General features: G+C 63.1%; 23 protein-coding genes. 9 read left to right on the top strand and 14 right to left on the bottom strand.

Annotated features, from left to right (window positions below; all coding sequences use genetic code 11):
* Window positions 1–207 precede the first annotated feature (207 nt).
* Window positions 208–2,376 (top strand): malate synthase G, encoded by a 2,169-nt coding sequence (locus tag NKI20_RS27145; protein ID WP_352836187.1) that lies wholly within the window; start codon window positions 208–210, stop codon window positions 2,374–2,376.
* A gap of 77 nt (window positions 2,377–2,453) precedes the next feature.
* On the opposite strand, the gene NKI20_RS27150 is transcribed toward NKI20_RS27145, so the two are convergent.
* The gene (locus tag NKI20_RS27150) at window positions 2,454–2,993 is read right to left on the bottom strand and encodes a J domain-containing protein (RefSeq protein WP_023762635.1); all 540 of its coding nucleotides are present in this window, start codon (window positions 2,991–2,993) and stop codon (window positions 2,454–2,456) included.
* Window positions 2,994–3,351: 358 nt separating this feature from the next.
* On the opposite strand from NKI20_RS27150, the gene NKI20_RS27155 reads away from it, so the two are divergent.
* Window positions 3,352–3,582, top strand: coding sequence for an exopolysaccharide production repressor protein (locus NKI20_RS27155; protein ID WP_352836190.1), 231 nt, complete (start codon window positions 3,352–3,354; stop codon window positions 3,580–3,582).
* A 4-nt stretch (window positions 3,583–3,586) separates the two neighbouring features.
* Here the strand turns inward: NKI20_RS27155 and NKI20_RS27160 are convergent, their stop codons facing one another.
* The 3 genes from NKI20_RS27160 to gshB all read right to left on the bottom strand — a co-directional run bounded on the left by NKI20_RS27160 (window position 3,587) and on the right by gshB (window position 6,610).
* Window positions 3,587–3,871, bottom strand: a complete 285-nt coding sequence (locus NKI20_RS27160; protein ID WP_352836193.1) for a TfoX/Sxy family DNA transformation protein — start codon at window positions 3,869–3,871, stop codon at window positions 3,587–3,589.
* A gap of 87 nt (window positions 3,872–3,958) precedes the next feature.
* Window positions 3,959–5,491: a YifB family Mg chelatase-like AAA ATPase gene (locus NKI20_RS27165; protein ID WP_352608653.1), complete on the bottom strand. Its 1,533-nt coding sequence runs from the start codon at window positions 5,489–5,491 to the stop codon at window positions 3,959–3,961.
* Window positions 5,492–5,668: 177 nt separating this feature from the next.
* Complete coding sequence (gene gshB, locus NKI20_RS27170) at window positions 5,669–6,610, bottom strand: glutathione synthase (protein WP_352730226.1); 942 nt, start codon at window positions 6,608–6,610, stop codon at window positions 5,669–5,671.
* Window positions 6,611–6,948: 338 nt separating this feature from the next.
* Here gshB and NKI20_RS27175 point away from each other — a divergent pair, with 338 nt between their 5' ends.
* From NKI20_RS27175 to NKI20_RS27200, 6 genes are all read left to right on the top strand, one after another.
* Window positions 6,949–8,298: a putative bifunctional diguanylate cyclase/phosphodiesterase gene (locus NKI20_RS27175; RefSeq protein WP_352608655.1), complete on the top strand. Its 1,350-nt coding sequence runs from the start codon at window positions 6,949–6,951 to the stop codon at window positions 8,296–8,298.
* Between the two features lie 233 nt (window positions 8,299–8,531).
* Entirely contained in the window at window positions 8,532–9,299 is a 768-nt protein-coding gene (locus NKI20_RS27180; protein WP_352836198.1) for an SDR family NAD(P)-dependent oxidoreductase, read from the top strand.
* Window positions 9,296–10,249 (top strand): 2-dehydro-3-deoxygalactonokinase, encoded by a 954-nt coding sequence (locus NKI20_RS27185; RefSeq protein ID WP_352836201.1) that lies wholly within the window; start codon window positions 9,296–9,298, stop codon window positions 10,247–10,249. Before NKI20_RS27180 ends, NKI20_RS27185 begins: the two co-directional genes overlap by 4 nt.
* Window positions 10,246–10,887, top strand: coding sequence for a 2-dehydro-3-deoxy-6-phosphogalactonate aldolase (locus NKI20_RS27190; RefSeq protein WP_352836204.1), 642 nt, complete (start codon window positions 10,246–10,248; stop codon window positions 10,885–10,887). Before NKI20_RS27185 ends, NKI20_RS27190 begins: the two co-directional genes overlap by 4 nt.
* Entirely contained in the window at window positions 10,887–11,762 is an 876-nt protein-coding gene (locus tag NKI20_RS27195; RefSeq protein ID WP_352836207.1) for an SMP-30/gluconolactonase/LRE family protein, read from the top strand. Before NKI20_RS27190 ends, NKI20_RS27195 begins: the two co-directional genes overlap by 1 nt.
* Window positions 11,763–11,886: 124 nt before the next feature.
* Window positions 11,887–12,945, top strand: a complete 1,059-nt coding sequence (locus tag NKI20_RS27200) for a D-alanine--D-alanine ligase family protein (protein ID WP_352836210.1) — start codon at window positions 11,887–11,889, stop codon at window positions 12,943–12,945.
* Window positions 12,946–12,994: 49 nt separating this feature from the next.
* On the opposite strand, the gene NKI20_RS27205 is transcribed toward NKI20_RS27200, so the two are convergent.
* From NKI20_RS27205 to dnaK, 10 genes are all read right to left on the bottom strand, one after another.
* Window positions 12,995–13,405: a GFA family protein gene (locus NKI20_RS27205; RefSeq protein ID WP_352836213.1), complete on the bottom strand. Its 411-nt coding sequence runs from the start codon at window positions 13,403–13,405 to the stop codon at window positions 12,995–12,997.
* A gap of 44 nt (window positions 13,406–13,449) precedes the next feature.
* Entirely contained in the window at window positions 13,450–13,914 is a 465-nt protein-coding gene (locus tag NKI20_RS27210) for an SRPBCC family protein (protein ID WP_352836215.1), read from the bottom strand.
* A complete protein-coding gene (locus tag NKI20_RS27215) occupies window positions 13,911–14,231 on the bottom strand; it encodes an ArsR/SmtB family transcription factor (RefSeq protein ID WP_352608663.1) in 321 nt (106 codons plus the stop codon). The genes NKI20_RS27210 and NKI20_RS27215 overlap by 4 nt, the downstream gene beginning before the upstream one ends.
* Window positions 14,232–14,676: 445 nt before the next feature.
* Window positions 14,677–14,964: a DUF1330 domain-containing protein gene (locus NKI20_RS27220; RefSeq protein ID WP_352608664.1), complete on the bottom strand. Its 288-nt coding sequence runs from the start codon at window positions 14,962–14,964 to the stop codon at window positions 14,677–14,679.
* Between the two features lie 28 nt (window positions 14,965–14,992).
* On the bottom strand, window positions 14,993–15,691 hold the full coding sequence (gene pyrF / locus NKI20_RS27225) for an orotidine-5'-phosphate decarboxylase (protein ID WP_352608665.1): 699 nt from the start codon (window positions 15,689–15,691) through the stop codon (window positions 14,993–14,995).
* Complete coding sequence (locus tag NKI20_RS27230; RefSeq protein WP_352836220.1) at window positions 15,688–16,284, bottom strand: NADPH-dependent FMN reductase; 597 nt, start codon at window positions 16,282–16,284, stop codon at window positions 15,688–15,690. Before NKI20_RS27230 ends, pyrF begins: the two co-directional genes overlap by 4 nt.
* A gap of 91 nt (window positions 16,285–16,375) precedes the next feature.
* Window positions 16,376–16,768, bottom strand: a complete 393-nt coding sequence (locus NKI20_RS27235; protein ID WP_352836223.1) for a DUF7683 domain-containing protein — start codon at window positions 16,766–16,768, stop codon at window positions 16,376–16,378.
* A gap of 33 nt (window positions 16,769–16,801) precedes the next feature.
* Entirely contained in the window at window positions 16,802–17,404 is a 603-nt protein-coding gene (gene pmtA / locus NKI20_RS27240) for a phospholipid N-methyltransferase PmtA (protein ID WP_352608667.1), read from the bottom strand.
* Window positions 17,405–17,574: 170 nt separating this feature from the next.
* Window positions 17,575–18,705: a molecular chaperone DnaJ gene (gene dnaJ / locus NKI20_RS27245; protein ID WP_352486114.1), complete on the bottom strand. Its 1,131-nt coding sequence runs from the start codon at window positions 18,703–18,705 to the stop codon at window positions 17,575–17,577.
* Window positions 18,706–18,917: 212 nt separating this feature from the next.
* Entirely contained in the window at window positions 18,918–20,834 is a 1,917-nt protein-coding gene (gene dnaK / locus NKI20_RS27250) for a molecular chaperone DnaK (protein WP_352836227.1), read from the bottom strand.
* Window positions 20,835–21,322: 488 nt separating this feature from the next.
* On the opposite strand from dnaK, the gene NKI20_RS27255 reads away from it, so the two are divergent.
* Window positions 21,323–23,281 (top strand): NHL repeat-containing protein, encoded by a 1,959-nt coding sequence (locus NKI20_RS27255; protein WP_352836229.1) that lies wholly within the window; start codon window positions 21,323–21,325, stop codon window positions 23,279–23,281.
* Window positions 23,282–23,285 lie beyond the last annotated feature (4 nt).

Genomic DNA, 23,285 nt, shown 5'->3' on the forward strand with positions numbered 1-23,285 from the left:
CGGTCAATCCGAGCCGACCAAGAGACCGATCCTCCCTCAATCAGATGGCCTTCATATATGAATAACTTTCCCCGGACAGTCCTGCCTCGTGGGGGGAGATTGGCAGCGTCACCGGCCGCTAAATACGCCACCTTCACCCTAAGCTGAATTGACCCGGTAAACCTGGCATGCCAAAGGCCCGCAAAGCCTTTCATCTGGAGTAGCCTGATGACCGATCGCATCGAGATCGCCGGATTGCGGATCGCCCGCGAGCTTCATGAGTTCGTAGCCAGGGAAGCGCTGCCCGGCACCGGTATCGAAGCGGAGGCGTTCTGGAACGGGTTTTCAGCCATCGTCCACGATCTGGCGCCGAAGAACCGGGCGCTGCTCGAAAAACGTGACGCCATGCAGGAAAAGCTCGACGGCTGGTATCGCGACAACGGCGCGCCCGTCGACATGGAGGCCTACAAAACCTTCCTCAGGGAGGTCGGCTATCTCCTCCCCGAAGGTCCAGCCTTCAGCGTGTCGACTGGCAATGTCGACCCGGAAATCGCCGTCGTTGCCGGCCCGCAGCTGGTGGTGCCGGTGATGAATGCGCGTTATGCGCTGAACGCCGCCAATGCGCGCTGGGGATCGCTCTACGACGCGCTCTATGGCACCGACGCGATCCCAGAGACGAGCGGCGCCGAGAAGGGCGGCAAATTCAACCCGGCGCGCGGCGCCAAGGTCGTCGCCTGGACAAAGAGCTTTCTCGACGAGGCTGCCCCGCTCACCTCGGGCAAGTGGGCAGGCGTGAATGGCCTGTCGGTGGCCAATGGCGCGCTGAAGCTCGGCGCCGGTGCCGGCTCGACCACGCTGGCCAACCCGAAACAATTCGTCGGCTATCGCGGCGATGCCGCCAATCCAGATGCCGTGCTGCTGGTCAGGAACGGCCTGCACATCGAGATCGTGATCGACCGCAACAACCAGATCGGCCGCACCGATCCGGCGGGGATCGCCGATGTCATCCTGGAATCGGCGCTGACCACCATCCAGGATTGCGAGGATTCGGTCGCGGCGGTGGATGCGCAGGACAAGGTCGTCGTCTACCGCAACTGGCTCGGACTGATGAAGGGCGATCTGGCGGAAGAGATCACCAAGGGCGGCAAGAGTTTTGTCCGCAGGCTCAATCCCGACCGCTCCTACACCGCGCCCACCGGCGGCACGCTGACAGTGCCCGGCCGCTCGCTGATGCTGGTCAGGAATGTCGGCCACCTGATGACCAATCGGGCGATAACGGACCGCGACGGCAACGAGGTGCCGGAAGGCATCATGGATGCGGCGCTGACGGCGCTGATCGCGCTGCACGATGTCGGACCCAATGGCCGCCGCGCCAATTCCCGCGCCGGCTCTATGTATGTGGTGAAGCCCAAGATGCACGGGCCGGAGGAAATCGCCTTCGCCGTCGAGATATTCGACCGTGTCGAAGCCCTGCTCGGCATGACCAAGAACACCATCAAGATGGGCATCATGGACGAGGAGCGGCGCACGACCGTCAACCTCAAGGAAGCGATCCGTGCCGCGAAAGAGCGTGTGGTATTCATCAACACCGGCTTCCTCGACCGCACCGGCGACGAGATCCACACCTCGATGGAAGCCGGTCCGATGATCCGCAAGGGCGACATGAAGCAGGCCGCGTGGATTTCCGCCTACGAGGCCTGGAATGTCGACACCGGCCTCGAATGCGGGTTGGCCGGCCATGCACAGATCGGCAAGGGCATGTGGGCGATGCCTGATTTGATGGCTGCTATGCTGGCCGAGAAGATCGCCCACCCCAAGGCCGGCGCCAACACCGCCTGGGTGCCGTCGCCGACGGCGGCGACGCTGCATGCCACGCACTACCACAAGGTCGATGTCCATGCCGTGCAGGCAGCACTCAAGACCCGGCCCAAGGCCAAGCTCGACGATATCCTGTCGGTGCCGGTCGCGGTGCGGCCGAACTGGTCTTCCGAAGACATCCAGAAGGAGCTCGACAACAACGCGCAAGGCATTCTCGGCTACGTCGTGCGCTGGATCGACCAGGGCGTCGGCTGTTCGAAAGTGCCTGACATCAACGATGTCGGCCTGATGGAAGACCGTGCCACGCTGCGTATTTCGTCACAGCACATTGCCAACTGGCTGCATCACCGTGTGTGCACACAGGACCAGGTGATGGCGACGATGAAGCGCATGGCTGCGATCGTCGATCGCCAGAACGAAGGCGACCCGCTCTACCATCCGATGGCCGCCGACTTCGACACCTCGATCGCCTTCCAGGCCGCCTGCGATCTGGTCTTCAAAGGCCGCGTCCAGCCCAATGGCTACACCGAACCGGTTCTGCACGCGCGCCGGCTGGAGCTGAAGGCGAAGCAGGGCTGAACAGGCACAAGCGGCAGGCCGCTGCCCTGAATCGGGCGGTTGATCTTCGACCTGGGTTTCCGGCCAGCGATAAGGCCTCAGGAGGCTCTGTGGTCCAGGAGCCGAACGACGGGATCGCGACGGTGTTCGGAGTTGGCGCGATCAACGCCTTCTACCGTAATCGCGATCGTTCCATTTTCCACTCTTGCTATCCAGCCTTTTGCTTTCAGGTACCAGAGATGAAATTCCAGGTGTTCTCGCGGGCAGCCTGACAGGCGTTCGAGTTCTACATCTCCGATCCCAGGATTGGTGACGTCGTGCCGGCGCTTCGCGTAAAGCAGCGAGAGCAGTTTGGCCTGGATCACGACATCCCGCTCAATGCCTTTGGTGCTGCTTGCTTCCTCGGTCAATTCACGGCGAAGGCTGGCATTATCCCTGTACGCGATGTCGTATTGAGCGCGCTTTACCGGATCCTTGAGCGTATTGTGCGCCTCTACGATTTCGCTGAAGCGGGTTTCATCGCCAGTCTGTTGATTGTCTGGATGATACCGCATCGCAAAATAGCGAAATATTCGCTCCAGCGTTTCCGAATTGGCGTTCGGGCTAACTTCCAGGATTTCGTAGTAGTCGATGAACATTGCGGACACCCCCAACCCCAATCATATTCGCATTGTCTAAGCTAAGGAACATCCAATGCAACAGCCCAGACCTTAGTCGGGCGCCGATAACGGCCATCCTTCCGGTGAAGCGGCGAGAAAAATGGCCGACGCCCGTCCGGTGGGGGCCGTTGGGTGATGCGGACGCCGGCCAAGCGGACAATCAGGTCCGCCGCACTGCAGACATGGCCGATTTGTAAGGGGCCCGTTATGGCGTGATCGCGGAAGCCGGCGAGGCATCGGCCATCGTGACGAGGCGCGCACCTTGGTCCTGTAAGCTTGCAATTTCGCTAAATTAGTGAAAACTTAACTAGCGGCTGGTCGAGCGGGTGGCAAAACGATGTATTTTCCGCAGTTCCTGGTGGGCATGTCCGCCACCACGATCATGGTGGCGATCTGGGCCTACATTGAAGCCGGATCGGTCTGGGTGGCGTTCGGTTGGGCCATTCTAGCAATGGTCATACTTCAGGTGGGATACGTCGGCCTGCTGGTTCACTTGATATTCAGGCGAGCACCGGAAGTGTCCGACGCCCGTGCGACGCCGGCAGACCCAACGTCACCGTTGATGTGAATGCTCATTCGGCAGGGTCGGCTTGCCGCGCGATCGCATAGCGAGCCTGCCGACGCAGATGCTCCTTGGTTCCACTGTCGAGCGCCCGCCAGTCACAACCGCGGATCGCCGCCTCCATCGCATAGAGCGCGTTGATCGTTATATGCTGTCCGAACCGGAATTTCAGACGGTGATAAGCCTCAATCGCGCCCAGACCGCGCAAATCCTCCTCACAGAGAACATCGATTTCCGCCAGCATCCGCGCTGTAGCTGGTCCAAGGTTTCTCATATCTTCGATGCGAGTGCTCATGGCTGGGTTCCGGCGCGCTCACAGCGCGCAAGATGGTCCCTATAGGATCTGCCACGTTCTCTGGGAAAGCGGTGCCTCACCTGCCCGTCAAGCCGCCTGCGCCATGCGCTCCGAACTCATGCGGTAGGAAATTGCCTCCGCCAGGTGGATGCGGCCGACGGTTTCGCTGGCGTCGAGATCGGCCAGCGTGCGCGCCACCTTCAGCACCCGGTGATAGGCGCGGGCGGAAAAGGCGAGCTTCTCGCTGGCGTCCTTGAGCAGAGAAAGGCCGGCGGCGTCAGGCATGGCGATCTCCTCGATGACCGAGGGCGAGCAATGCGCGTTGGTGGTGGCGCGGGTGGCGCCGAGCCGTTCGAAGCGCTCGCGCTGGATGGTGCGGGCGCGCGCCACGCGCAGCGCCACCTCGGCGCTTTTCTCCGCCCGGTCGGGCCGGATCAGATCGCTGGCCGACACTGCCGGCACCTCGATCCTGAGATCGATGCGGTCGAGCAGCGGGCCCGAGATGCGCGCCTGGTAGTCGGTGCGGCAACGCTCGCCGCGCAGGCAGCGATAGCCCGGCTCGCCGGCCATGCCGCAGCGGCAAGGGTTCATCGCCGCGACCAGTTGGATGCGCGCTGGATAAGTCACGCGATGATTGGCGCGCGCGATCATGCAGTCGCCGGTCTCGAGCGGCTGGCGCAACGCATCGAGCGTCTGCGGCGTGAATTCGGGAAACTCGTCGAGAAACAGCACACCGTGATGGGCAAGCGACACTTCGCCCGGCCGTGCACGTACGCCACCGCCAACCATCGCCGCCATCGAAGCCGAATGGTGCGGGGCGCGGAATGGCCGCCGGTCGGTTAATTTGCCTTCACCGAGTTCGCCCGCCACCGAGGCGATCATCGAGACCTCAAGCAATTCCTTCGGCGCCAGCGGCGGCAGGATCGACGGCAGCCGCTGCGCCAGCATCGATTTTCCCGACCCGGGCGGGCCGATCATCAAAAGGTTATGACCACCGGCGGCCGCCACTTCCAGCGCCCGCTTGGCGGTCTCCTGGCCCTTGATGTCGGCAAGGTCGGGCAGGTCGCGCGCCGCGGCATGCATGCCGGCTTCCGGCCGCGACAGCACCTGCGTGCCGCGAAAATGATTGGCGATGGCGATCAGGCTGCGCGGCGCCAGAATGTCGATTTCCTTGCCCGCCCAGGCCGCTTCCGGCCCGCAGGCAAACGGGCAGATGAGGCCCTTGCCCTCTGCATTGGCGGCGATGGCCGCTGGCAAGGCACCGGCGACTGCGGCAATCGTGCCATCAAGCGACAATTCGCCAAGCACGACATAGCCGGCCAGCATGTCGCCCGGAATGGCGCCCAATGCCGCCATCAGGCCAAGCGCGATCGGCAGATCGTAATGGCTGCCTTCCTTCGGCAGGTCGGCGGGTGCCAGATTGACCGTGACTTTCTTCGACGGCATCGACAGGCCCGAGGCATGAAGCGCCGCCTGCACCCGCTCTCGACTTTCGGCCACCGCCTTGTCGCCAAGGCCGACGATATGCATGTTGACCTTGCCAGGCGCGATCATCACCTGCACGTCGACCGGCACGGCCTCGATGCCCTGGAAAGCGACCGTGCGAACCCGCGCCACCATTTGCCCACCCCGAATGTGGGCTTGCCCGAGCCCGCGCCATTAGGGCGTTGGAGCCCCTTTGGCGAGACAATCACAATTCCCCGGCCAAATCAAGAACATTACAGGAACGCATGAGCGCGTAGGTTGCAGCCGGACAGAGCTCGGTTGCAATACCAAGTTAAGACGAAATGAAGACGGTTACTTCCGCTTGTCCTCGATCGCGTCCCAGAACAGGCTGGCGATGTCGGCGCCGCCGAAGCGCTGCACTTCGCGCACGCCGGTCGGCGAGGTCACGTTGATCTCGGTCATGTAGTCGCCGATGACATCGATGCCGACGAGGATGAAGCCGCGCTCTTTCAGCGATGGCCCGATGCGGGCGCAGATCTCGCGCTCGCGTTCCGTCAGCTCGGTCTTTTCGGCGCGGCCGCCGACATGCATGTTGGAGCGGGAATCGTGTTCGGCCGGCACCCGGTTGATGGCACCGACCGGTTCGCCGTCGACCAGGATGATGCGCTTGTCGCCCTTGCGCACGTCCTTCAGGTAGCGCTGCACGATATAGGGCTCGCGGAACATCTGGCCGAACATTTCGAGCAGCGAGGCAAGGTTGCGGTCGGCCTCGTGCAGATGGAAGATGCCGGCGCCGCCATTGCCGTAGAGCGGCTTGATGATGATGTCGCCGAACTCCTTGCGGAAGGCGGCCACCTCCAGCGGGTCCTTGGTGATCAGCGTGTCCGGCATCAGGTCGGGAAATTCGGTGACGAAGATCTTTTCCGGGCTGTTGCGCACCCAGGCCGGGTCGTTGACCACCAACGTCTTCGGATGGATTCGCTCGAGGATATGCGTGGTGGTGATGTAGTTCATGTCGAAGGGCGGATCCTGCCTGAGCAGGACCACGTCCATCTCCGACAAATCGGTGCGCACCCTCTCGCCCAGCGAGTAGTGGCTGCCCTTCTCGTCGCGCACCTGCATTTCCTCGATGCGGGCAAACACCTTGCCGTCGCGCAGCGACAGCCGGTCGGGCGTGTAGTGGAACAGCTGGTGGCCGCGCCGCTGCGCTTCCAGCGACAGCGCGAACGAGGTGTCGCCGGCGATCGACACGGTGGAGATGTGGTCCATCTGGACTGCGATTTTCAGCTTCATGGCGGTCTCCGGTGGACTCGGATGGGACGACTGTCTTGCCTGTACAGGCTCACTGTCCGTCTGCCAATCGCGACATTCCAGGATTGGCATAAGCAAGTCGCAAAGCCAGGCCGGCATTGATCTTGCCGGCCATGTGCAGACAAGGCGAGGCGCCGGGTCATCCGGTGGCGGCAAACGACGGGAGATGTGCGCGTGAAAACAACGGCTTGACACGCCCCACGTCGGCCTTCCCGAAGGTGATGCGCTTTACCCGTGAAAAATCCATTTGGCGATACGTTTCCTAAAGGGTTTGCTGCCAGTCTCGCAATAAATTCCGACGACACAAAACAGGGACACCGATGCAAACTTCGTTTGGCACCGGTCAGGCAAACAGGGAGAGCACGGATCTGGCGTTCACAGATCCGTTGACCGGGCTTGGCAACCATCGCCGCTTCTTCGACAAGGTCGATCGCCTGATAAGCGACCGTGCCGACGATCCCGCGCCCTTTACCGTCGGCATTCTCGATCTCGACGGCTTCAAGCCGATCAACGACCTGTTCGGCCACAAGGCCGGTGACGACATCCTGATCCAGGTCGCGATGCGGCTGCGCGCCTCGATGGACGGCTACTCCACGGTCTGCCGCATCGGCGCCGACGAATTCGCCTTTCTCTATCCGATGGTGTTCAGCGAGGAGGCGGCGGCTGAAAAGTCGCGCATGCTGATCGAGATACTGTCGGCGCCCTACGATGTCGGCGAGCGCACCGCCAGGCTCTCGGCCTCGGTCGGCTGCTCGCTGTTTTCTTCGGGCGACGAGACCACCGAGATCCTCATCAACAAGGCGGAGACGGCGCTCTACCACGCCAAGCGATCCGGACGCGGCCGCGTCGTCGTCTACACCCGCGAGATGGAAGAAGCGGCCAAGCGCGTCACCCGTATCGAACAGGCGCTGCGCCGCGCTGTCTCGGCCGGCGAGGTGGAACCGCATTTCCAGCCCATCGTCGATCTCAACACGCGCCGCACCATCGGCTTCGAGACGCTGGCGCGCTGGACCGATCGCGACCTGGGCTCCGTGCCGCCAACCGTCTTCATCCCCATCGCCGAGGAGCGCGGCATCATCGGCCCGCTGTCGCAGCTGGTGCTGCGCAAGGCGACCGAGGCGGCCCGGAGCTGGCCGAAGGACCTGTTCCTGTCGTTCAACCTGTCGCCCTCGCAGCTCGTCGACCAGAACACCGGCCTGCATATATTGGCGATCCTCGAGAGAACCGGCTTCGATCCGCGCCGGCTGGAAATCGAGATCACCGAGACCGGCCTGATGAACGATCCTGCCTCGGCCGCGCAGATCGTCGAGGACCTGCGCCGCGTCGGTATCCGCGTCTCGCTCGACGATTTCGGCACCGGCCAGTCCTCGCTCGGCCGCTTGCGCGAATTCCATTTCGACAAGCTCAAGATCGACCGCGCCTTCGTCTCGTCCATTCTCGACGATCGCCCGTCCGAACACATCATCCGCGCCATCCTCGCCATGTGCGAGGGGCTCGGCATGGACGTCGTCGCCGAAGGCATCGAGCAGGAAGCGCAGGCCGATCGCCTGGTCCAGTTCGGCTGCGCCGGCGGCCAGGGCTATCTTTTCGGCAAGCCGGTCGATGCCGACGCCACGCTCGGCTATCTCCGCGATTCCTTCCGCGGCGCTCTGCGCGCCAAGGCGATCTGACCGGCAATCTCCAAGCCATCCGCAATCCGGTGCGGCGCATTGTCGTTTTGTCTGACATTAGCCCAAAAATCCGACCGTTCGCCCTTGCCCGCGCAACTTGCGTGGCTAGGATGCGCGCCGGTCTGGCTTCAGCGCCGCGCGTCCTTCAGGACGCGTAGCATTTTGTATTTGCGCATGATCCCTTTCCGAAAATCGATCTGATTTTCGGGGTCATGCGCTCGGAGAGAAAAGATATGATGCCATCGGCGAATTTTGCCGACCTGGAAGGCGCTTCGGTGCTGATCACCGGCGGCGGCTCGGGAATTGGCGCGGCACTGACCGAGGGGTTTGTACGCCAGGGCGCCAATGTCGCCTTCATCGATATCGCCGATGGTCCAAGCACGCTCCTTGCCGACCGCATCGAGAAAGAGTCCGGCCGGCGGCCGCTGTATCTCAAGACCGATCTGCGCGACGTCGAGGCCCTGCGGGCGTCGGCTACCAGGGCGGCAGAGGCGCATGGCGACGTCACCGTACTGGTCAACAATGCCGCATGGGACGAACGCCACGCCGTCGAGGACGTGACGGTCGATTTCTGGGACAACAACCAGGCGATCAATCTGCGGCCGCATTTCTTCACCGCGCAAGCGGTGGCGCCGGGCATGAAGCGTGCCGGCGGCGGCTCGATCATCAACTTCACCTCGACATCCTATCTGATCAACCATCCCGACATGCCGTCCTACACGGCCGCCAAGGCCGGCATTCTCGGCCTCACCAAGGGCTTGGCCGGCAAGCTCGGCGTCGACGGCATCCGCGTCAACGCCATTGCGCCGGGCTGGGTGATCACCGAGCGGCAGAAGGAGCTCTGGGTAACCGAACAGGCGCTCGCCGCCCATGTCGCCAAGCAGTGCATCAAGCAGGTGATGCAGCCGGACGACATCGTCGGCACGGTGCTGTTCCTGGCCTCGGACGCGTCGCGCATGCTGACCGCGCAGATGCTGATCGTCGATGGAGGTTTCCTGTGAGCCCAGCCAGCAACGCACCGGCGGTAGCTGCCGTCGACTGGGGCACGACCCGCATGCGGGTCTGGCTGATCGACGGGCAAGGCAAGGTGCTTGCCGAACGCCGCGGCGACGATGGCCTGATCACCGCCCAGCAAAAGGGCTTTTCGACCATCCTTGAAGGGCATCTGGCGGCGATGGGAGCATCGGAACCCCTGCCCGTGATCATCTGCGGGATGGCCGGCTCCCGCCAGGGCTGGCTGGAAGCATCGTATGTGACGGTGCCGGCGCCGCTCGATGCCATCCTTGCAGGTGCCGCCAGCGTACCTGACCAAAGCCGCGACATCCGCATCGTTCCGGGCCTTGCCCAGCGTCTGGCCGATGCACCCGACGTCATGCGCGGCGAGGAAACGCAGCTTGCCGGTGCCGGCCTGCCGGCCAAGGGGCGCCAACTGGTCTGTATGCCCGGAACCCATTCGAAATGGGTGCTGGTCGAGGACGGCGCTGTCACCGGTTTTGGCACCTGGCCGACCGGCGAACTGTTTTCCGTGCTTGCCGCGCACTCGATCCTGCGCCATTCGCTTGGCGAACATCCGAAGCCCGTCACGGCAGACAATCCGTTCTTCCGCCGCTGGTGCGAAACCGCATTGGCCGAAGGCGGCGATGTCACCTCGAGGCTGTTTTCCATCCGCGCCGCCGGCCTGCTTCAGGACCTGAAAGCCGACGATGCCGCAGCCTGCCTGTCCGGGCTGTTGATCGGTGGCGAGATCGCCTCGGCCAGCCGTCGTCACGGTGCCGGCGCGGAGCCCGTCGTGCTGGTGGCATCCGGCGCGCTTGCCGCGCTTTACAGTGAGGCGCTCGGCCTCGCCGGGCTTGCAGTCCGGGTCGTCGATGCCGACGAAGCGGTGCGTACCGGTCTCGTCGAGGCGGCGCGCGAAAACGGCATGATCGCCAGAATTGGAGCAGCCTCATGAGCCAGACCGCACCTTTTCCCAAGCTCAAGCGCGGCTTGGTCGCCATCCTGCGTGGGCTGAAACCGACTGAGGCGATCGCCATCGGCCAGGCATTGTTCGACGCCGGCATCGAGGCGATCGAAGTACCGCTCAATTCACCGGAGCCGTTTTCCTCGATCGCCGGGATCGTCGAAGCGCTTCCGAAAACGGCCCTGGTCGGCGCCGGCACGGTGCTGACGCCAGCCGATGTCGACAGCTTGCACAAGGCTGGTGGGAGGCTGCTAGTCAGCCCCAACATCGATGCCGAGGTGATGGCGCGCGCCATGAGCTACGGCATGGTCACCATGCCCGGCGTGTTCACGCCGACCGAAGCCTTCCAGGCGATCCGGCTCGGTGCTTCGGCGCTGAAGTTCTTCCCCGCGAGCGTGCTGGGTGCTGCCGGTATTTCGGCGATGCGCGCGGTGTTGCCTGCGCAAACGGTGGTCGGCGCAGTTGGCGGCGTCTCTGAGAAAGATTTTGCCGGCTACAAGGCGGCGGGCGTGACGGCCTTCGGGTTGGGCTCCAGCCTGTACAAGCCGGGCATGAGTGTCGACGACGTGGCCGCGCGGGCTCAGGCGGCGGTGACGGCCTGGGATGCAGCATTCGGCGGAGACGCGTGATGGCCGAGGTTTCGGTTTTGTCCAATCATATCTGCCAGCTCGGCGAAGGGCCGAGCTATGATCCCGCCACCGATGCGCTGTTCTGGTTCGACATCGTCAACGGCCTTTTGCTGGAGCAAGGCGTCGCCTCCGGCGCGCTCAAGATCCACGAGCTTGGCCAGATGGCGAGCGCAATCGCCGTCATTGATGACAAGCGCCAGCTGATCGCCACCGAGACCGGCCTTTTTGTTCGCGACGTGGGGACAGGCGCGCTGACGCTGCACACAGCGGTCGAGGCCGACAATCCGCTCACGCGCTCCAACGATTCGCGTGTCCATCCCTGCGGCGCCTTCTGGGTCGGCACGATGGCCAAGGACGAGAGCAAGGGCGCTGGCTCGATCTACTGGTTTTTCAAGGGTGAGCTGCGCAAGCTGTTTTCCGACATCACCGTCTCCAATTCGATCTGCTTTTCCGAAGATGGCGCGCTTGCCTACTACACCGACACCGCGACCGGCCTGCTGATGCGCGTCGCCTGCGACCCAACCACCGGCCTGCCCGCCGGCGAGCCGAAAATCTTCGTCGATCATCGCTCCTCCAAGGGTTATGTCGACGGCTCGGTGGTCGACCGCGACGGCGTGCTTTGGAACGCCGTCTGGGGCGGCAAGGTGGTCAAGGCCTATTCGCCTGAAGGCGCGCTGCTGCGCGAAATCCCGATGCCGGTGACGCAGCCATCCTGCCCGGCCTTCGTCGGCAAGAACGCCGACCGGCTGGCGGTGACTTCCGCCTGGAAGGGTAAGGACGATAAGCAGCGCCAGCTCGATCCGCAGGCAGGCATGACCTTCCTGCTCGACATCCCCGTCAACGGCCGCTTCGAGCCGCGCGTGGTGATCGCCTGAACTGGCATTCTGCGGTCGGCCCGTGTGCTGTCGTGCAGGCGCCCGCGCCGTGTCGGTTTCGCGAGAGCCGATTGCCTTCACCGTGCGATGGTAGGCGATCGCACCGCCGGGAAGCGTTGATCTCATGCCGAGCCGCAAGCCAAGACTGATCCTCGTCCATGAGTCGGAAAAGGCCTGCTTCGATCGTCTGGTCGCCGACGGTCACGCACCGGAGCGTGCCACCGAAATCGCGTCCTATCTGGCGCAGTCGACCGATCTCGCCCCTGAATTCGAAGCACTCGGCCGCGCCTGCCAGGCACGCGGCCTGTCGTTCGCGCCGGTGGCGCTCGATGAGGCCGCAGGCGTGCTCGCCGGCGAGGATCCTGGCACGACGCTGGTCTGGACGCTGACCGATGGCATCGCCTATTTCCGGGGCGGCGCCGCACCCGCTCTGGCGAGACTTGGCGGGTTCAAGACGATCGGCGCTGACGACGCGCTGTTCGCACTTTGCCAGGACAAGTTCCGCTCCGGCGCCGTGCTTGGCGCGCTCGGCCTGCCGGCGCCGCAGGCCGGGCTTGCACGGAACGGCAGATGGCTGGTCGAGCCGCCGGCGTCTGCCGCCGGCTGGTTCGTCAAGCCCAACCGGCTCGGCGCCAAGATCGGCATCTGGCCGGATTCGCGCTGCAGCGACCTCGGCCACGCACTGGAGCTCAGCCGGCGTGTGTTCGCCGCCTATCGCGATGACGTCGTGGTCCAGCCCTATGTCGCCGGCCGCAATGTGCGCGCCAGTTTCCTCGGCCTGGTGGCGGGCGCCGGCGTCGAAGCGCTTGGCGTCGCCTTTGTCGATTCGGGCGCCGATTTCCAGACGATGGCCGACAGTCTGGCGCTTTACGGCGACACCGGCGAGGCGGCGAAAGCGGCGGGACATTATGCCGAACCGGAACTCATTGCGGTTGCCGACACCCAGCCGGTCGCCGACGCCAGGATCCGCGCGATCGCCGAGCGGTTGATAAGCGGGGTCGGCCTGCGCGACGTGTTTTCCATCGATCTCAGGGTCGAGGCCGACGACACCGTCCACGTCATCGAGTTCGAGGTCTGCCCCGGCCTGCCTTGCTTCGATTTCCGCGCCTATTGCCGCCAGCAATGGGACCTCGAACTCGTCGACGCCATGGCCGAAACCGCGGCAAGCCGGCTGATCGCCTAGTTCGGGTCGAATCTTGGAATTCGGTCGTTCGGATACTCAGCCTGAACCCCTACGGCATTCGCTCGAACGTTTGCAAAGACGGATCCATCCTGTCCCAGTCATGGCCGCGGATCGTGTAGGTGACCACCTGCGGATCGAACTGGCCAGGGTCGTCAAGGCTGGTGGCGCTGATCGCTATAAGCTCCGGCATGGCGACGAATGTCAGGTAGACCGGCGTCCCGCAGGTTGGGCAGAAGGCGTGGATCTTTTCATTGCCGCTGGCGGCCGCCACCCGCCAAGTGCTCGCTTCGCCGGTGATTGCCATATCGGCGCGCCGGCCGAAGGTCAGATAGGAGCCGTGGCCGGTGCCGCTGCGCTTCTGGCAATCGATGCACTGGCAGTGATTCTGGAAGATCGGCTCGCCGCTGGTTTCATAGCGGATCGCGCCGCATGCACAGCCGCCGGTATAGCGCTTGGCCATTGTCTTTCTCCACTGGCTTTGGTTCTGCGTAATATCGAACGGCATCAGGCCGATTTCGGCTTGGCGGAAATGTCGATGCCGCTGCCGGTTTCGAGGAAGGATTTCAGGCTGGACAGCACAGCCGGCCACCCTTGGCTGATGCCTTTCGCCATGCCGCTGCCGGCTTCGAGTTCGTCATGGGTGACGGTCAGCCGCACCATGGTGTCGTATTCCTCGATACCGAACGTCACCCGGCTGTAATTCGACGGATCGTCGGCCTGCGATGCGTTCGCCCAGGTGATGACGAGACGGGTCGGCGGCGAGATTTCGACGACCTTGCCGACGAGTTCGAGGGTCCGTTCGTCATTGGCGCGGATATGTTCCCATTTTGAACCGGCCTTCCAGTCGGAGACATTCTCGTGGCCCCAGTAGCGCCTTGCGATCTCGGGCTTGATTATGGCGTCGAACACCTTCTGCGGTGTCGAACGGATGTAGGTCACATAGACAAAGCTGGTCGTCTCTCTCGTCATTGGTCGTCTCCTTCGAGTTCTTGTTTCAGGTCGTGCAGCAGGCTGAGCCGCTGCCGTTCGAATTTCCGCACCCAGCGCTCATAGACTTCGTGCAGCGGCACCGGGTTGATGAAATGCAGCTTTTCGCGGCCGCGCTTGACCGTGCTCACCAGATTGGCCGCCTCCAGCAGGTCGAGGTGCTGGGTGGCGGATTGCCGTGCCATGTCCAGGTGTTCGCAAAGCTGACCGAGCGTCTGCCCATTCTGCTCGCACAGAAGGTCAAGCAGCCTCCTGCGGGTCGGGTCGCCCAGCGCTTTGAAAACCTTGTCGGCGTCCATCGACCTCACTCTGTGGTGAGACAGCAATATGCAGGTGAATACCTGCATGTCAACTGGCAATTATCCGGGCTCGCAAGATTGGATGCGGCTATTCGGACTCGGACGTTGATTGCGCGATGGGCCGCACCGGCCATGTACTGATGTCGGAGCCCTGCTTAGCGGCGCCAAACTGCGGACGTGAACCTGCAGAAGTCCTGCTATTAGCGCTGCAGCGGGGATTTGACAGGATGCCTATCGACGGCCGAGATTTCATCGTTCGTTGGTGGACCATCATAAGCATTCGAGATTGGCCGAAGCCTCCCAACTTCGTCATCCTCGGGTCTGCGCTGCGTCGCTACGCTCCTTGCTTCGCCCGTGGATGACCAAGGCGTTGAGCGTTTGCGCCAGTCGCCAAGGTATGCAGTCCGTCACACCCGCGATTCGTCAAAACTGCTCCAGGCGGATTTTAGGCGCCCTCGACCAGCACGATTTCGCCGTCGGCGACCTTTTGGCGGATGGCGACGGCGCGCTGGTATTCCGGCGAGTGGTAGCAATCATGTGCGGCGGCGAGCGATTCGAACTCGATGATGACGTTGCGCGCGCGGCCCGGCCCTTCGGCCTTTTCGTGCTGGCCGCCCCGCGCCAGGAATTTCGCGCCGAAGCGCTCGAAGGCAGGCTTGGCGGCGGCGACATAGTCCTTGTAGCCTTCGGCGTCGCGCACATCGACGCGGGCGATCCAATATCCCTTGGGCATTTGTTGTCTCCGAAGTCGTTCTTTTGGACTATGCCGAGCGCATTTCGTCAAGGATAGCTTCGGCCGCTGCGCGCCGGTCGCTTGCCGCGACGATTGGCCGGCCGACGACGAGGTGGCTGGCGCCGTTGCGGATTGCCTGTCCCGGTGTCACCACGCGCTTCTGGTCGCCATGGTCGCTGCCCGCGGGCCGGATGCCGGGCGTCACCACCGCCATGTCGGGCCCGACGATGCGGCGCACCGCCTCGGCCTCCGCCGCCGAGCAGACGATGCCGCCCATGCCGGCATGCAGCGCCTGTTCCGAGCGCCGCAGCACCAGCGTATGCGGGTCGTATTCATAGCCCGCGTCGATCATGTCCTGCTCGTCCATCGAGGTCAGCACGCTGACGGCAAGCAGGCAAAGGTCGCTGTCGCGCGCTGCTTCCACCGCCGCCCCCATCGCCTTGGGATAGGCATGGATGGTCAGCATGGTCATGCCCATCTTAACGATGTTCTCGACGCCCTTGGCCACCGTGTGGTCGATGTCGAGCAGCTTCATATCGAGGAAGACCCTGGTTCCGCCGCTGGCCAGCTCCCTGGCGAAGTCGAGCCCGCCGGCGAAGGCGAGCTGGTAGCCGATCTTGTAGAACGAGACGACACCGTCGAGTTCGCGTACCGCCTGCTCGGCTTCCTTCACGGTGGGGACATCGAGACCGACGATCAGCCGGTCCTGCATCGTCGTGGCGATCATGCCTCGATCCGGGTGGACAGCATGCGCGAGGTTTCGATCAGCGTGCGGCATAGATGCTCCATCGATTTATGCAGTCTTTCGTCACGGAAATGGCCATCCTCGTCGAAGGCGCTGCCGCCCTCGGGCACCGAGCATTCCGGCGTCACCACCTCCATCTGGCAACGCACCAGCACGGCGCGCAGATGGTTGATGCAGCGGATGCCGGCAAAGTGTCCTTTGGAGGACGAGCAGAGGCCGGCAACTTTGCCGGCCAGCGGCCTCACCGGCCGGCCACCGTCCCTGCGCACCCTGCTCACCCAGTCGATCGTGTTCTTGAGCAGCGGCGGGATTGAGCCGTTGTATTCCGGCGTGGCGATCAGCAGACCGTCATGGGAAAAGATGAGACGGCCGAGTTTGCCAGCGTTTTCGGGAACGCCCTTTTCCTTTTCCAGATCCTCGTCGAGGATCGGCAGGGGATAGTCTGCGAGCGAGATGCGGGTCACCTCGGCGCCTTGCATGGCGAGTTCCTTTTGCGCCACGTCGGCTGTCCTGCCGCTATAAGCGCCGCTGCGCACCGAGCCGGCGAAGACGAGGATTTTCGGGATCACTGCCATTGGCCACCCTTGTTCCCGGACAGGTACAGCCAAGGACGGCTCAAATCAACGCATCGGCCCCAAAATCGAAACTGGCGGGTCAATCGGCCCTTCATTCGACTTTGCGTTTGGGGGCGACTTCCTCTGCCCCCTTGAACGCATCCGGGAGAGATCGTGGAGCCGGATACCAAACTTCACTCTGTGGGAAATCGTTCGGATTGATGGACCGGTCTGGTTCGGTCAACCCGGTGTCGACCGCTCCTAGAAAATAGTCATACCTGCCAACATCAATCATGACATCGGACAGCTCGCGCAATCGTGCGGAGCGGGCCTCATCTATCGGGTAGTAGCCTCCGCAAAGAGACGGATCATCAACAAGCAGAACCGGACGCATGTCTTCTTCACTGAAGTCGTTCAGGAAGATGCGGCCTGCCAGCTTTTCATCTTTCTTGTCGAACCACTCCAACTCCCATGTCACCGTTGCGCCATTCCAGATCACCCACATCTTGTTCTCTCTCAGCGGCGGACGAACTGAACCCTAATGGGCTCCGCGCCGGTAGATCCACAGCTGCGTCGGCGGGATGTTGCGGATGACGAAATGGAAATGCTCGACGCTGTAGTCGCCACGGCCGGGCGGGATCGGCGACATCGGGCCATAGGTCAGCTGCACGATCGGCCGTCCGGCCGGGATGCGGTCGAGCAGGCTCTCGATATAGGCGATGCGCTGGGCGACCGGAAAGTTGAGCAACGGCACACCGGAAACGACGGAATCAAAGATCATTCCGCTTTTCTCGCCAAGCGTGGCGTTGAGGTTGAAGGCATCGCCCTCGATGACGTTGACGCCGGGATAGAGCCGCCGCAAATGGCGCACGAAATCGGTGGAATATTCGACCGCGTAGAGATTTTCGGGCCGCACGCCCTGGGCCAAGATAGCCCGGGTGATGACGCCGGTGCCGGGACCGACTTCCAGTACCGGAAGGCCGGATTTCGGATTGACGATCGAGGCCATCTTGCGGGCGGTGATCGAACTGGTCGGCACGATCGAGCCGACCGTCTTCGGCTTATCGATCCAGCCCTTGAAGAATTTGAGCTCGTCGTCGAACTTTTCGGCAAGCGCCTTGCGCAGTCCGGGACGTGTCATGCAAGCTCTCCTCAGCGCTCCCCTTCAAGGTACTTAACACTTGAGCGGCGCAAGGCAAGGCGCGGTCAGGCGCATGTCGTGGATAAGATAATTTTCGTCGCGTCTCAAAACAACGCGCGGGTCACGGATTTTCGCGGCCCAAACCGGCTTCCGCCGCTGGGCGATTTGCATCAATGCTCGCCAAAGGATTCGAAGAAATCCTTCATACGGGCGAAAAAGCCGCTCGATTGGGGCGAATTGTCCTGCGAGGAGAGCTGCTCGAACTCCTCCAGCAGCTCGCGCTGGCGGCGGGTCAGGTTCTGCGGCGTCTCGACCGCGGTCTGGATGTAGAGGTCGCCGACATTGGGCTGGCGCAGCACCGGCATGCCCTTGCCCTTGAGGCGGAACTGGCGTCCGTTCTGGGTGCCTTCCGGCACCTTCACCTTGGTCTGCGTGCCATCCAGCGTCGTCACCTCGAACGAACCGCCAAGGGCGGCCGTCGTCATCGAGATCGGCACCTTGCAATAAAGATCGGCGCCGTCGCGCTGGAAGAACTCGTGCGGCTTGACCGCCAGGAAGATATAGAGGTCGCCCGACGGCCCGCCGCGCAGGCCTGCCTCGCCTTCATTGGCAAGCCGGATGCGGGTGCCGTCCTCGATGCCGGCCGGGATGTTGACCGATAGCGAACGCTCCTCGGTGACCCGGCCCTGCCCGGCGCATTTCGGGCATGGGTCCTTGATCGTCTGGCCGCGCCCCTGGCATTGCGGGCAGGTGCGCTCGATCGAAAAGAAGCCTTGCGTGGCGCGCACCTTGCCGTGGCCGTTGCACATCGAGCAGGTGACGGGCTGGGTGCCGGGCTTGGCGCCGCTGCCAGAGCATTCCGAGCAGGAGATCGAAGCCGGCACGCGGATCTGGGCGGTCTTGCCGGCGAAAGCCTCTTCCAGCGAGATTTCCATGTTGTAGCGCAGGTCGGCGCCGCGCTCGCGCCCGCCCGACGAGCGACGCTGGCGCCCGCCCATCATGTCGCCAAAAATATCCTCGAAAATGTCGGCGAAGCCGCCGGCGCCGAAGCCTTGCGCGCCGCCATTCATGCCGCCCTGCTCGAAGGCCGCATGGCCGAAGCGGTCATAGGCCGCCCGCTTCTGCGGGTCCTTCAGCGTCTCGTAGGCTTCGTTGATTTCCTTGAACTTGTGCTCGCAGGAATGATCGCCGGGGTTGCGGTCGGGATGGAACTGCATGGCGAGCTTGCGGAAAGCGCTCTTGAGCTCCTTCTCGTCGGCGCCTTTCTGGACGCCCAGCGTTTCGTAGAAATCAGCTTTCATTTTTTCCCGCTGTCCGGATGCTCAACGTCTTCAAGCATTGTTGCGTCTCTTGCCGGCACTGACGCTTCGATTTAGGTGCGATGGAACCGCGATGCCAGTGTCGACGCGGGTTTGGCCGCTTTTTTTCGGCGGGACCCGCTGTTTTTGTGCAAAGGTTGCAAAAAAGCCCGGCTTTGCGCCGGGCTTTTCGCTCTATTTTGCCGTCAAACGGCTCAGGCGGACTTCTTCTTGTCGTCGTCCTCGTCGATTTCCTCGAAATCGGCATCGACCACGTCACTGTCCTTGGCGGCGTCCGCCTTGGCGTCGGCTTCCGCCGCTTCCTTCTGCGACGCCTCGTACATGGCCTGGCCAAGCTTCATCGAAGCCTCGGCAAGCGCCTGCGACTTGGCTTCGATATCGGCCGCGTCGTCGCCCTCCGTGGCGGTCTTCAGCGCCGCGATGGCGTCGGAGATCGCCGTGCGGTCGGCTTCCGAGACCTTGTCGCCATATTCCTTCAGCGACTTCTCGGACGAATGCAGCAGCGCTTCGGCCTGGTTGCGGGCTTCGACCAGAGCACGCCGCTTCTTGTCGGTCTCGGCGTTGGCCTCGGCGTCCTTGACCATCTTCTCGATGTCTGCGTCCGAAAGACCACCCGATGCCTGGATGCGGATCTGGTGCTCCTTGCCGGTGCCCTTGTCCTTGGCCGAGACGTTGACGATGCCGTTGGCGTCGATGTCGAAAGTGACCTCGATCTGCGGCACGCCGCGCGGCGCCGGCGGGATGCCGACCAGGTCGAACTGGCCGAGCGCCTTGTTGTCGGCGGCCATTTCGCGCTCACCCTGGAAGACGCGGATGGTCACGGCCGATTGACTGTCCTCGGCCGTCGAGAACACCTGGCTCTTCTTGGTCGGGATCGTCGTGTTGCGCTCGATCAGACGGGTGAACACGCCACCCAGCGTCTCGATGCCGAGCGACAGCGGCGTCACGTCAAGCAAAAGCACGTCCTTGACGTCGCCCTGCAGCACGCCTGCCTGGATGGCGGCGCCCAGAGCGACGACCTCATCCGGGTTGACGCCCTTGTGCGGCTCCTTGCCGAAGAACTGCTTCACGATCTCCTGGATCTTGGGCATGCGGGTCATGCCGCCGACCAGAACGACCTCGTCGATCTCGCCGGCCTTCAGACCGGCATCCTTGAGCGCTGCCTTGCACGGGGCAATCGTGCGCTGGACCAGGTCATCGACCAGCTGCTCGAACTTGGCGCGCGTCAGCTTCAGCGTCAGGTGCTTCGGCCCGGTCGCGTCGGCGGTGATGAAGGGCAGGTTGATTTCGGTCTGCGTTGTCGACGACAGCTCGATCTTGGCCTTTTCAGCCGCCTCCTTGAGGCGCTGCAGGGCGAGCTTGTCGTTTTTCAGGTCGATGCCCTGTTCCTTCTTGAACTCAGTCGCCAGGTACTCGACCAGGCGCATGTCGAAATCCTCGCCGCCCAGGAAGGTGTCGCCATTGGTCGACTTGACCTCGAACACGCCGTCACCGATTTCGAGCACCGAAATGTCGAACGTGCCGCCGCCAAGGTCATAGACGGCAATGGTCTTGCCTTCCTTCTTGTCGAGGCCATAGGCAAGTGCCGCAGCCGTCGGCTCATTGATGATGCGCAGCACTTCGAGGCCGGCGATCTTGCCGGCGTCCTTGGTTGCCTGGCGCTGGGCGTCGTTGAAATAGGCTGGAACGGTGATGACCGCCTTCTCGACCTTCTCGCCGAGATAGGCTTCCGCCGTTTCCTTCATCTTCTGCAGGATCATGGCCGAAATCTGCGAGGGCGACTGCTTCTTGCCGCCGGCCTCGACCCAGGCATCGCCATTGTCGCCCTTGATGATCTTGTAAGGGACAAGCTTCTTGTCCTTTTCCGTCACCGGATCGTCATAGCGGCGACCGATCAGGCGCTTGACCGCGAAGATGGTGTTTTCAGGATTGGTGACCGCCTGGCGCTTGGCCGGCTGGCCGACGAGACGTTCGTCGTCGCCGCTGATGGCGACGATGGAAGGCGTCGTGCGCGCCCCTTCCGCATTCTCGATTACCTTAGGCTCTTTGCCATCCATGATGGCGATACAGGAATTGGTGGTGCCAAGATCGATACCGATTACTTTTGCCATTTTTCTAGTCTCTCCGCTAAGCAGGCTCTCAGGACCCGTACAGGCATTCCGACGAAAGCCCCTGTTCACAAGAAATTCCGTTCCGGCAACCGGCATTCCGGCACCGAACGGCTTGGCGCGTATATAAGAACAGGCTGCAGCGCGCGCAAGCATTCTGCGCAACGCTTCCATGAACCTTTCCACTTCCGCCTGCGACTGATCTCCAGGTGCCGCATGGTGCGGCCCGGAAAGGAAGCCCCATGACCAATAACCCAGAGGCACCACGGTCTCCGGGAACAACAGGAGCTCGGCGCGACCACCGCCTTCGGGATGGGGTCGATGCGCTGGGTTCTCCGCTGGTTCCGTTGACCCTGCGTAAGAGCAGGCGTATCGTGACAATGAGGAAAGCAGACAATTCGATCAGGGAAAAACGAGCCGGACCGCCGCGCCTTGCCCTGATTTGCGCGGCCCAACCGGACATTTCTCCCGTCGACTACGGGGGGAATGTCATGTCTCGCATCCGCGGCTCGCTCGTGTCGTCTCTCGATGGACATTTGCGCAGTATCGCGCACGCAAGCGGCGGATTGCTGACGCTGGCGCTCAGCGCCGGTCTGTGGCTGGGCGCCGCCCAGGCGCAGGAAACCCAGATCATCTATCCCGGTTCCATGGCAGTGACCGGATTTTCCGGCACCATCATTCCCAATCTCGACGAGGGCCTGCCTCCCGGCGTCGATCCGGTCGACGAAACCTTCATCGACGCCACGCGCGCCACCTTGCGCGTGTTCGACGTCTCGCATCTGGGCGGGCCAGCCGCCGGCCAGCTCGTCAACACGCCGCCGCCTTTCGAGGTGACGGCAGAGCAGATCGGCCAGGTGTTCGGCGTCACCTATGACGACGGCGTGCGCGACGGCGTTCCATCAGGCATTCCAAACCTCTATGCCGCCGCCACCTCGCTGCACGGCATCCGCATCGTCACGCCCGATACCGACGATGATGGCAGGCCGGAGAGGCAGCGCCGCGGCGCGGCCGGCGCCACCTTCATGGATGGCCAGTTCGGCACCGAAAACGCCGGCGGGCCGGGCACCATCTGGAAGATCGACGGCATCACCGGCCAGGTCTCCAAGTTTGCCGACATCGACACCAACAGCGGTCCCGGCATCGGCAATCTTACCTTCGATCCCAGCCATCGCCAGTTCTTCGCTTCCGATCTCGATACCGGATTGATCCACCGCATCGATGCCGCCGGCACGCTGATCGACAGCTTTGACCATGGCGTTGCCGGGCGTCCGACGCATGGGCTGGCTCCGGTCGCCGACGATGGCTCGGTATTGGACATACAGGGCGCGGCCTTTGACAGCGAAGATCCCGACAGCTGGGGCTACACGCAGGACGAGCGCCGCATCTGGGCCGTTTCCTCTCATGGCGGCCGGCTCTACTATTCGGTCGGCGAAAAGTCGGAAATCTGGTCGGTGGGCATTGCCCGCGACGGCACTTTTGCTGGCGATCCGCGCTGGGAACTGACGGTCAAGGCCGACAAGGACTACGCCGTCACCGACATCGCCTTCGACAACAGCGGCTTCATGTACCTGGCCCAGCGCGGCCCGGTCGAGAACCGCTACGACTACAGCCAGTTCGCCGATTCCGGCAAGGGCGAGGTCATTCGCTACTTCAGAGAGAACCCGGATGATCCGGAAACGGAATCGGTCTGGGTCGAAACGCCGCAGGAATACGCGGTCGGTTTCCCGCAGGGCAACAGGCAGTCGGCCGGCGGTCTCGACCTGCAATATGGCTATGACGCCGACGGCAATCTCGACACCTCGGTCTGCACGCAAACGCTGGTCAACACCGGCGACAAATTGCGCGACAATCCGGCTCTCGCCGAGCAGCTCGCCGCCGGCGGGCCGTTCGCCGTGCATGGCGTGCAGATCACGCCCAAGGAGCTGGTCAAGCCGGCCAACGTGCCGCCCTTCGGCTCCTGGTTCGTCGACTTCGACAGCTATTTCGATGACCCGGAGGTCGAGGGCCATGTCGGCGACGTCGCCGTTTGGCATCCCTGCGAAGGCCGTGCCGGCTATTATGAGGAAATCCCGGGCGGTTATCTGCCGCCCTTCTATCCGCCGGACTTCCCACCGCCCGGCAATCTGCCTCCATGTCTCGATGTCGACGACGTCCAGTACTACTGCACGCCCTCCGGTCTCGAGGCCGATCTCTATCTCCATGATCATGCCGGCTTCGGCGGCGATTCGATCAAGGCCCAGTCCAGGACGCCAGGGGTCGGGGTAACCACCCGGCAGTCGCATGCGCCCGGCAAGCCCTACACGATCGACATCACCGGCCACTATCCGGGCGACACAGTCGATGTCGGGCTCTGCTTCTACAGGAAGTCCGATAAGGACAAGGGTGGCTACTACCCTTGCTGCAAGATGACTTTGCCGCTCAGAACCCCAGCCGTCAGCTGCGAACGTTAAGGAG

This window comes from Mesorhizobium sp. M0830 (assembly GCF_040319965.1).
Lineage (GTDB): Bacteria > Pseudomonadota > Alphaproteobacteria > Rhizobiales > Rhizobiaceae > Mesorhizobium.

What these genes read in the sequence shown, in the direction of transcription:
- pyrF (WP_352608665.1), bottom strand. Translation starts at nt 15,691, where the DNA reads ATGATCGCCACGACGATGCAGGACCGGCTGATCGTCGGTCTCGATGTC.
- NKI20_RS27175 (WP_352608655.1), top strand. Translation starts at nt 6,949, where the DNA reads ATGCAAACTTCGTTTGGCACCGGTCAGGCAAACAGGGAGAGCACGGAT.
- NKI20_RS27215 (WP_352608663.1), bottom strand. Translation starts at nt 14,231, where the DNA reads ATGGACGCCGACAAGGTTTTCAAAGCGCTGGGCGACCCGACCCGCAGG.
- NKI20_RS27230 (WP_352836220.1), bottom strand. Translation starts at nt 16,284, where the DNA reads ATGGCAGTGATCCCGAAAATCCTCGTCTTCGCCGGCTCGGTGCGCAGC.
- NKI20_RS27255 (WP_352836229.1), top strand. Translation starts at nt 21,323, where the DNA reads ATGTCTCGCATCCGCGGCTCGCTCGTGTCGTCTCTCGATGGACATTTG.
- dnaJ (WP_352486114.1), bottom strand. Translation starts at nt 18,705, where the DNA reads ATGAAAGCTGATTTCTACGAAACGCTGGGCGTCCAGAAAGGCGCCGAC.
- NKI20_RS27190 (WP_352836204.1), top strand. Translation starts at nt 10,246, where the DNA reads ATGAGCCAGACCGCACCTTTTCCCAAGCTCAAGCGCGGCTTGGTCGCC.
- NKI20_RS27160 (WP_352836193.1), bottom strand. Translation starts at nt 3,871, where the DNA reads ATGAGCACTCGCATCGAAGATATGAGAAACCTTGGACCAGCTACAGCG.
- NKI20_RS27205 (WP_352836213.1), bottom strand. Translation starts at nt 13,405, where the DNA reads ATGGCCAAGCGCTATACCGGCGGCTGTGCATGCGGCGCGATCCGCTAT.
- NKI20_RS27180 (WP_352836198.1), top strand. Translation starts at nt 8,532, where the DNA reads ATGATGCCATCGGCGAATTTTGCCGACCTGGAAGGCGCTTCGGTGCTG.
- NKI20_RS27220 (WP_352608664.1), bottom strand. Translation starts at nt 14,964, where the DNA reads ATGCCCAAGGGATATTGGATCGCCCGCGTCGATGTGCGCGACGCCGAA.
- NKI20_RS27155 (WP_352836190.1), top strand. Translation starts at nt 3,352, where the DNA reads ATGTATTTTCCGCAGTTCCTGGTGGGCATGTCCGCCACCACGATCATG.
- NKI20_RS27210 (WP_352836215.1), bottom strand. Translation starts at nt 13,914, where the DNA reads ATGACGAGAGAGACGACCAGCTTTGTCTATGTGACCTACATCCGTTCG.
- NKI20_RS27195 (WP_352836207.1), top strand. Translation starts at nt 10,887, where the DNA reads ATGGCCGAGGTTTCGGTTTTGTCCAATCATATCTGCCAGCTCGGCGAA.
- pmtA (WP_352608667.1), bottom strand. Translation starts at nt 17,404, where the DNA reads ATGACACGTCCCGGACTGCGCAAGGCGCTTGCCGAAAAGTTCGACGAC.
- NKI20_RS27235 (WP_352836223.1), bottom strand. Translation starts at nt 16,768, where the DNA reads ATGTGGGTGATCTGGAATGGCGCAACGGTGACATGGGAGTTGGAGTGG.
- NKI20_RS27165 (WP_352608653.1), bottom strand. Translation starts at nt 5,491, where the DNA reads ATGGTGGCGCGGGTTCGCACGGTCGCTTTCCAGGGCATCGAGGCCGTG.
- NKI20_RS27150 (WP_023762635.1), bottom strand. Translation starts at nt 2,993, where the DNA reads ATGTTCATCGACTACTACGAAATCCTGGAAGTTAGCCCGAACGCCAAT.
- gshB (WP_352730226.1), bottom strand. Translation starts at nt 6,610, where the DNA reads ATGAAGCTGAAAATCGCAGTCCAGATGGACCACATCTCCACCGTGTCG.
- NKI20_RS27200 (WP_352836210.1), top strand. Translation starts at nt 11,887, where the DNA reads ATGCCGAGCCGCAAGCCAAGACTGATCCTCGTCCATGAGTCGGAAAAG.
- dnaK (WP_352836227.1), bottom strand. Translation starts at nt 20,834, where the DNA reads ATGGCAAAAGTAATCGGTATCGATCTTGGCACCACCAATTCCTGTATC.
- NKI20_RS27145 (WP_352836187.1), top strand. Translation starts at nt 208, where the DNA reads ATGACCGATCGCATCGAGATCGCCGGATTGCGGATCGCCCGCGAGCTT.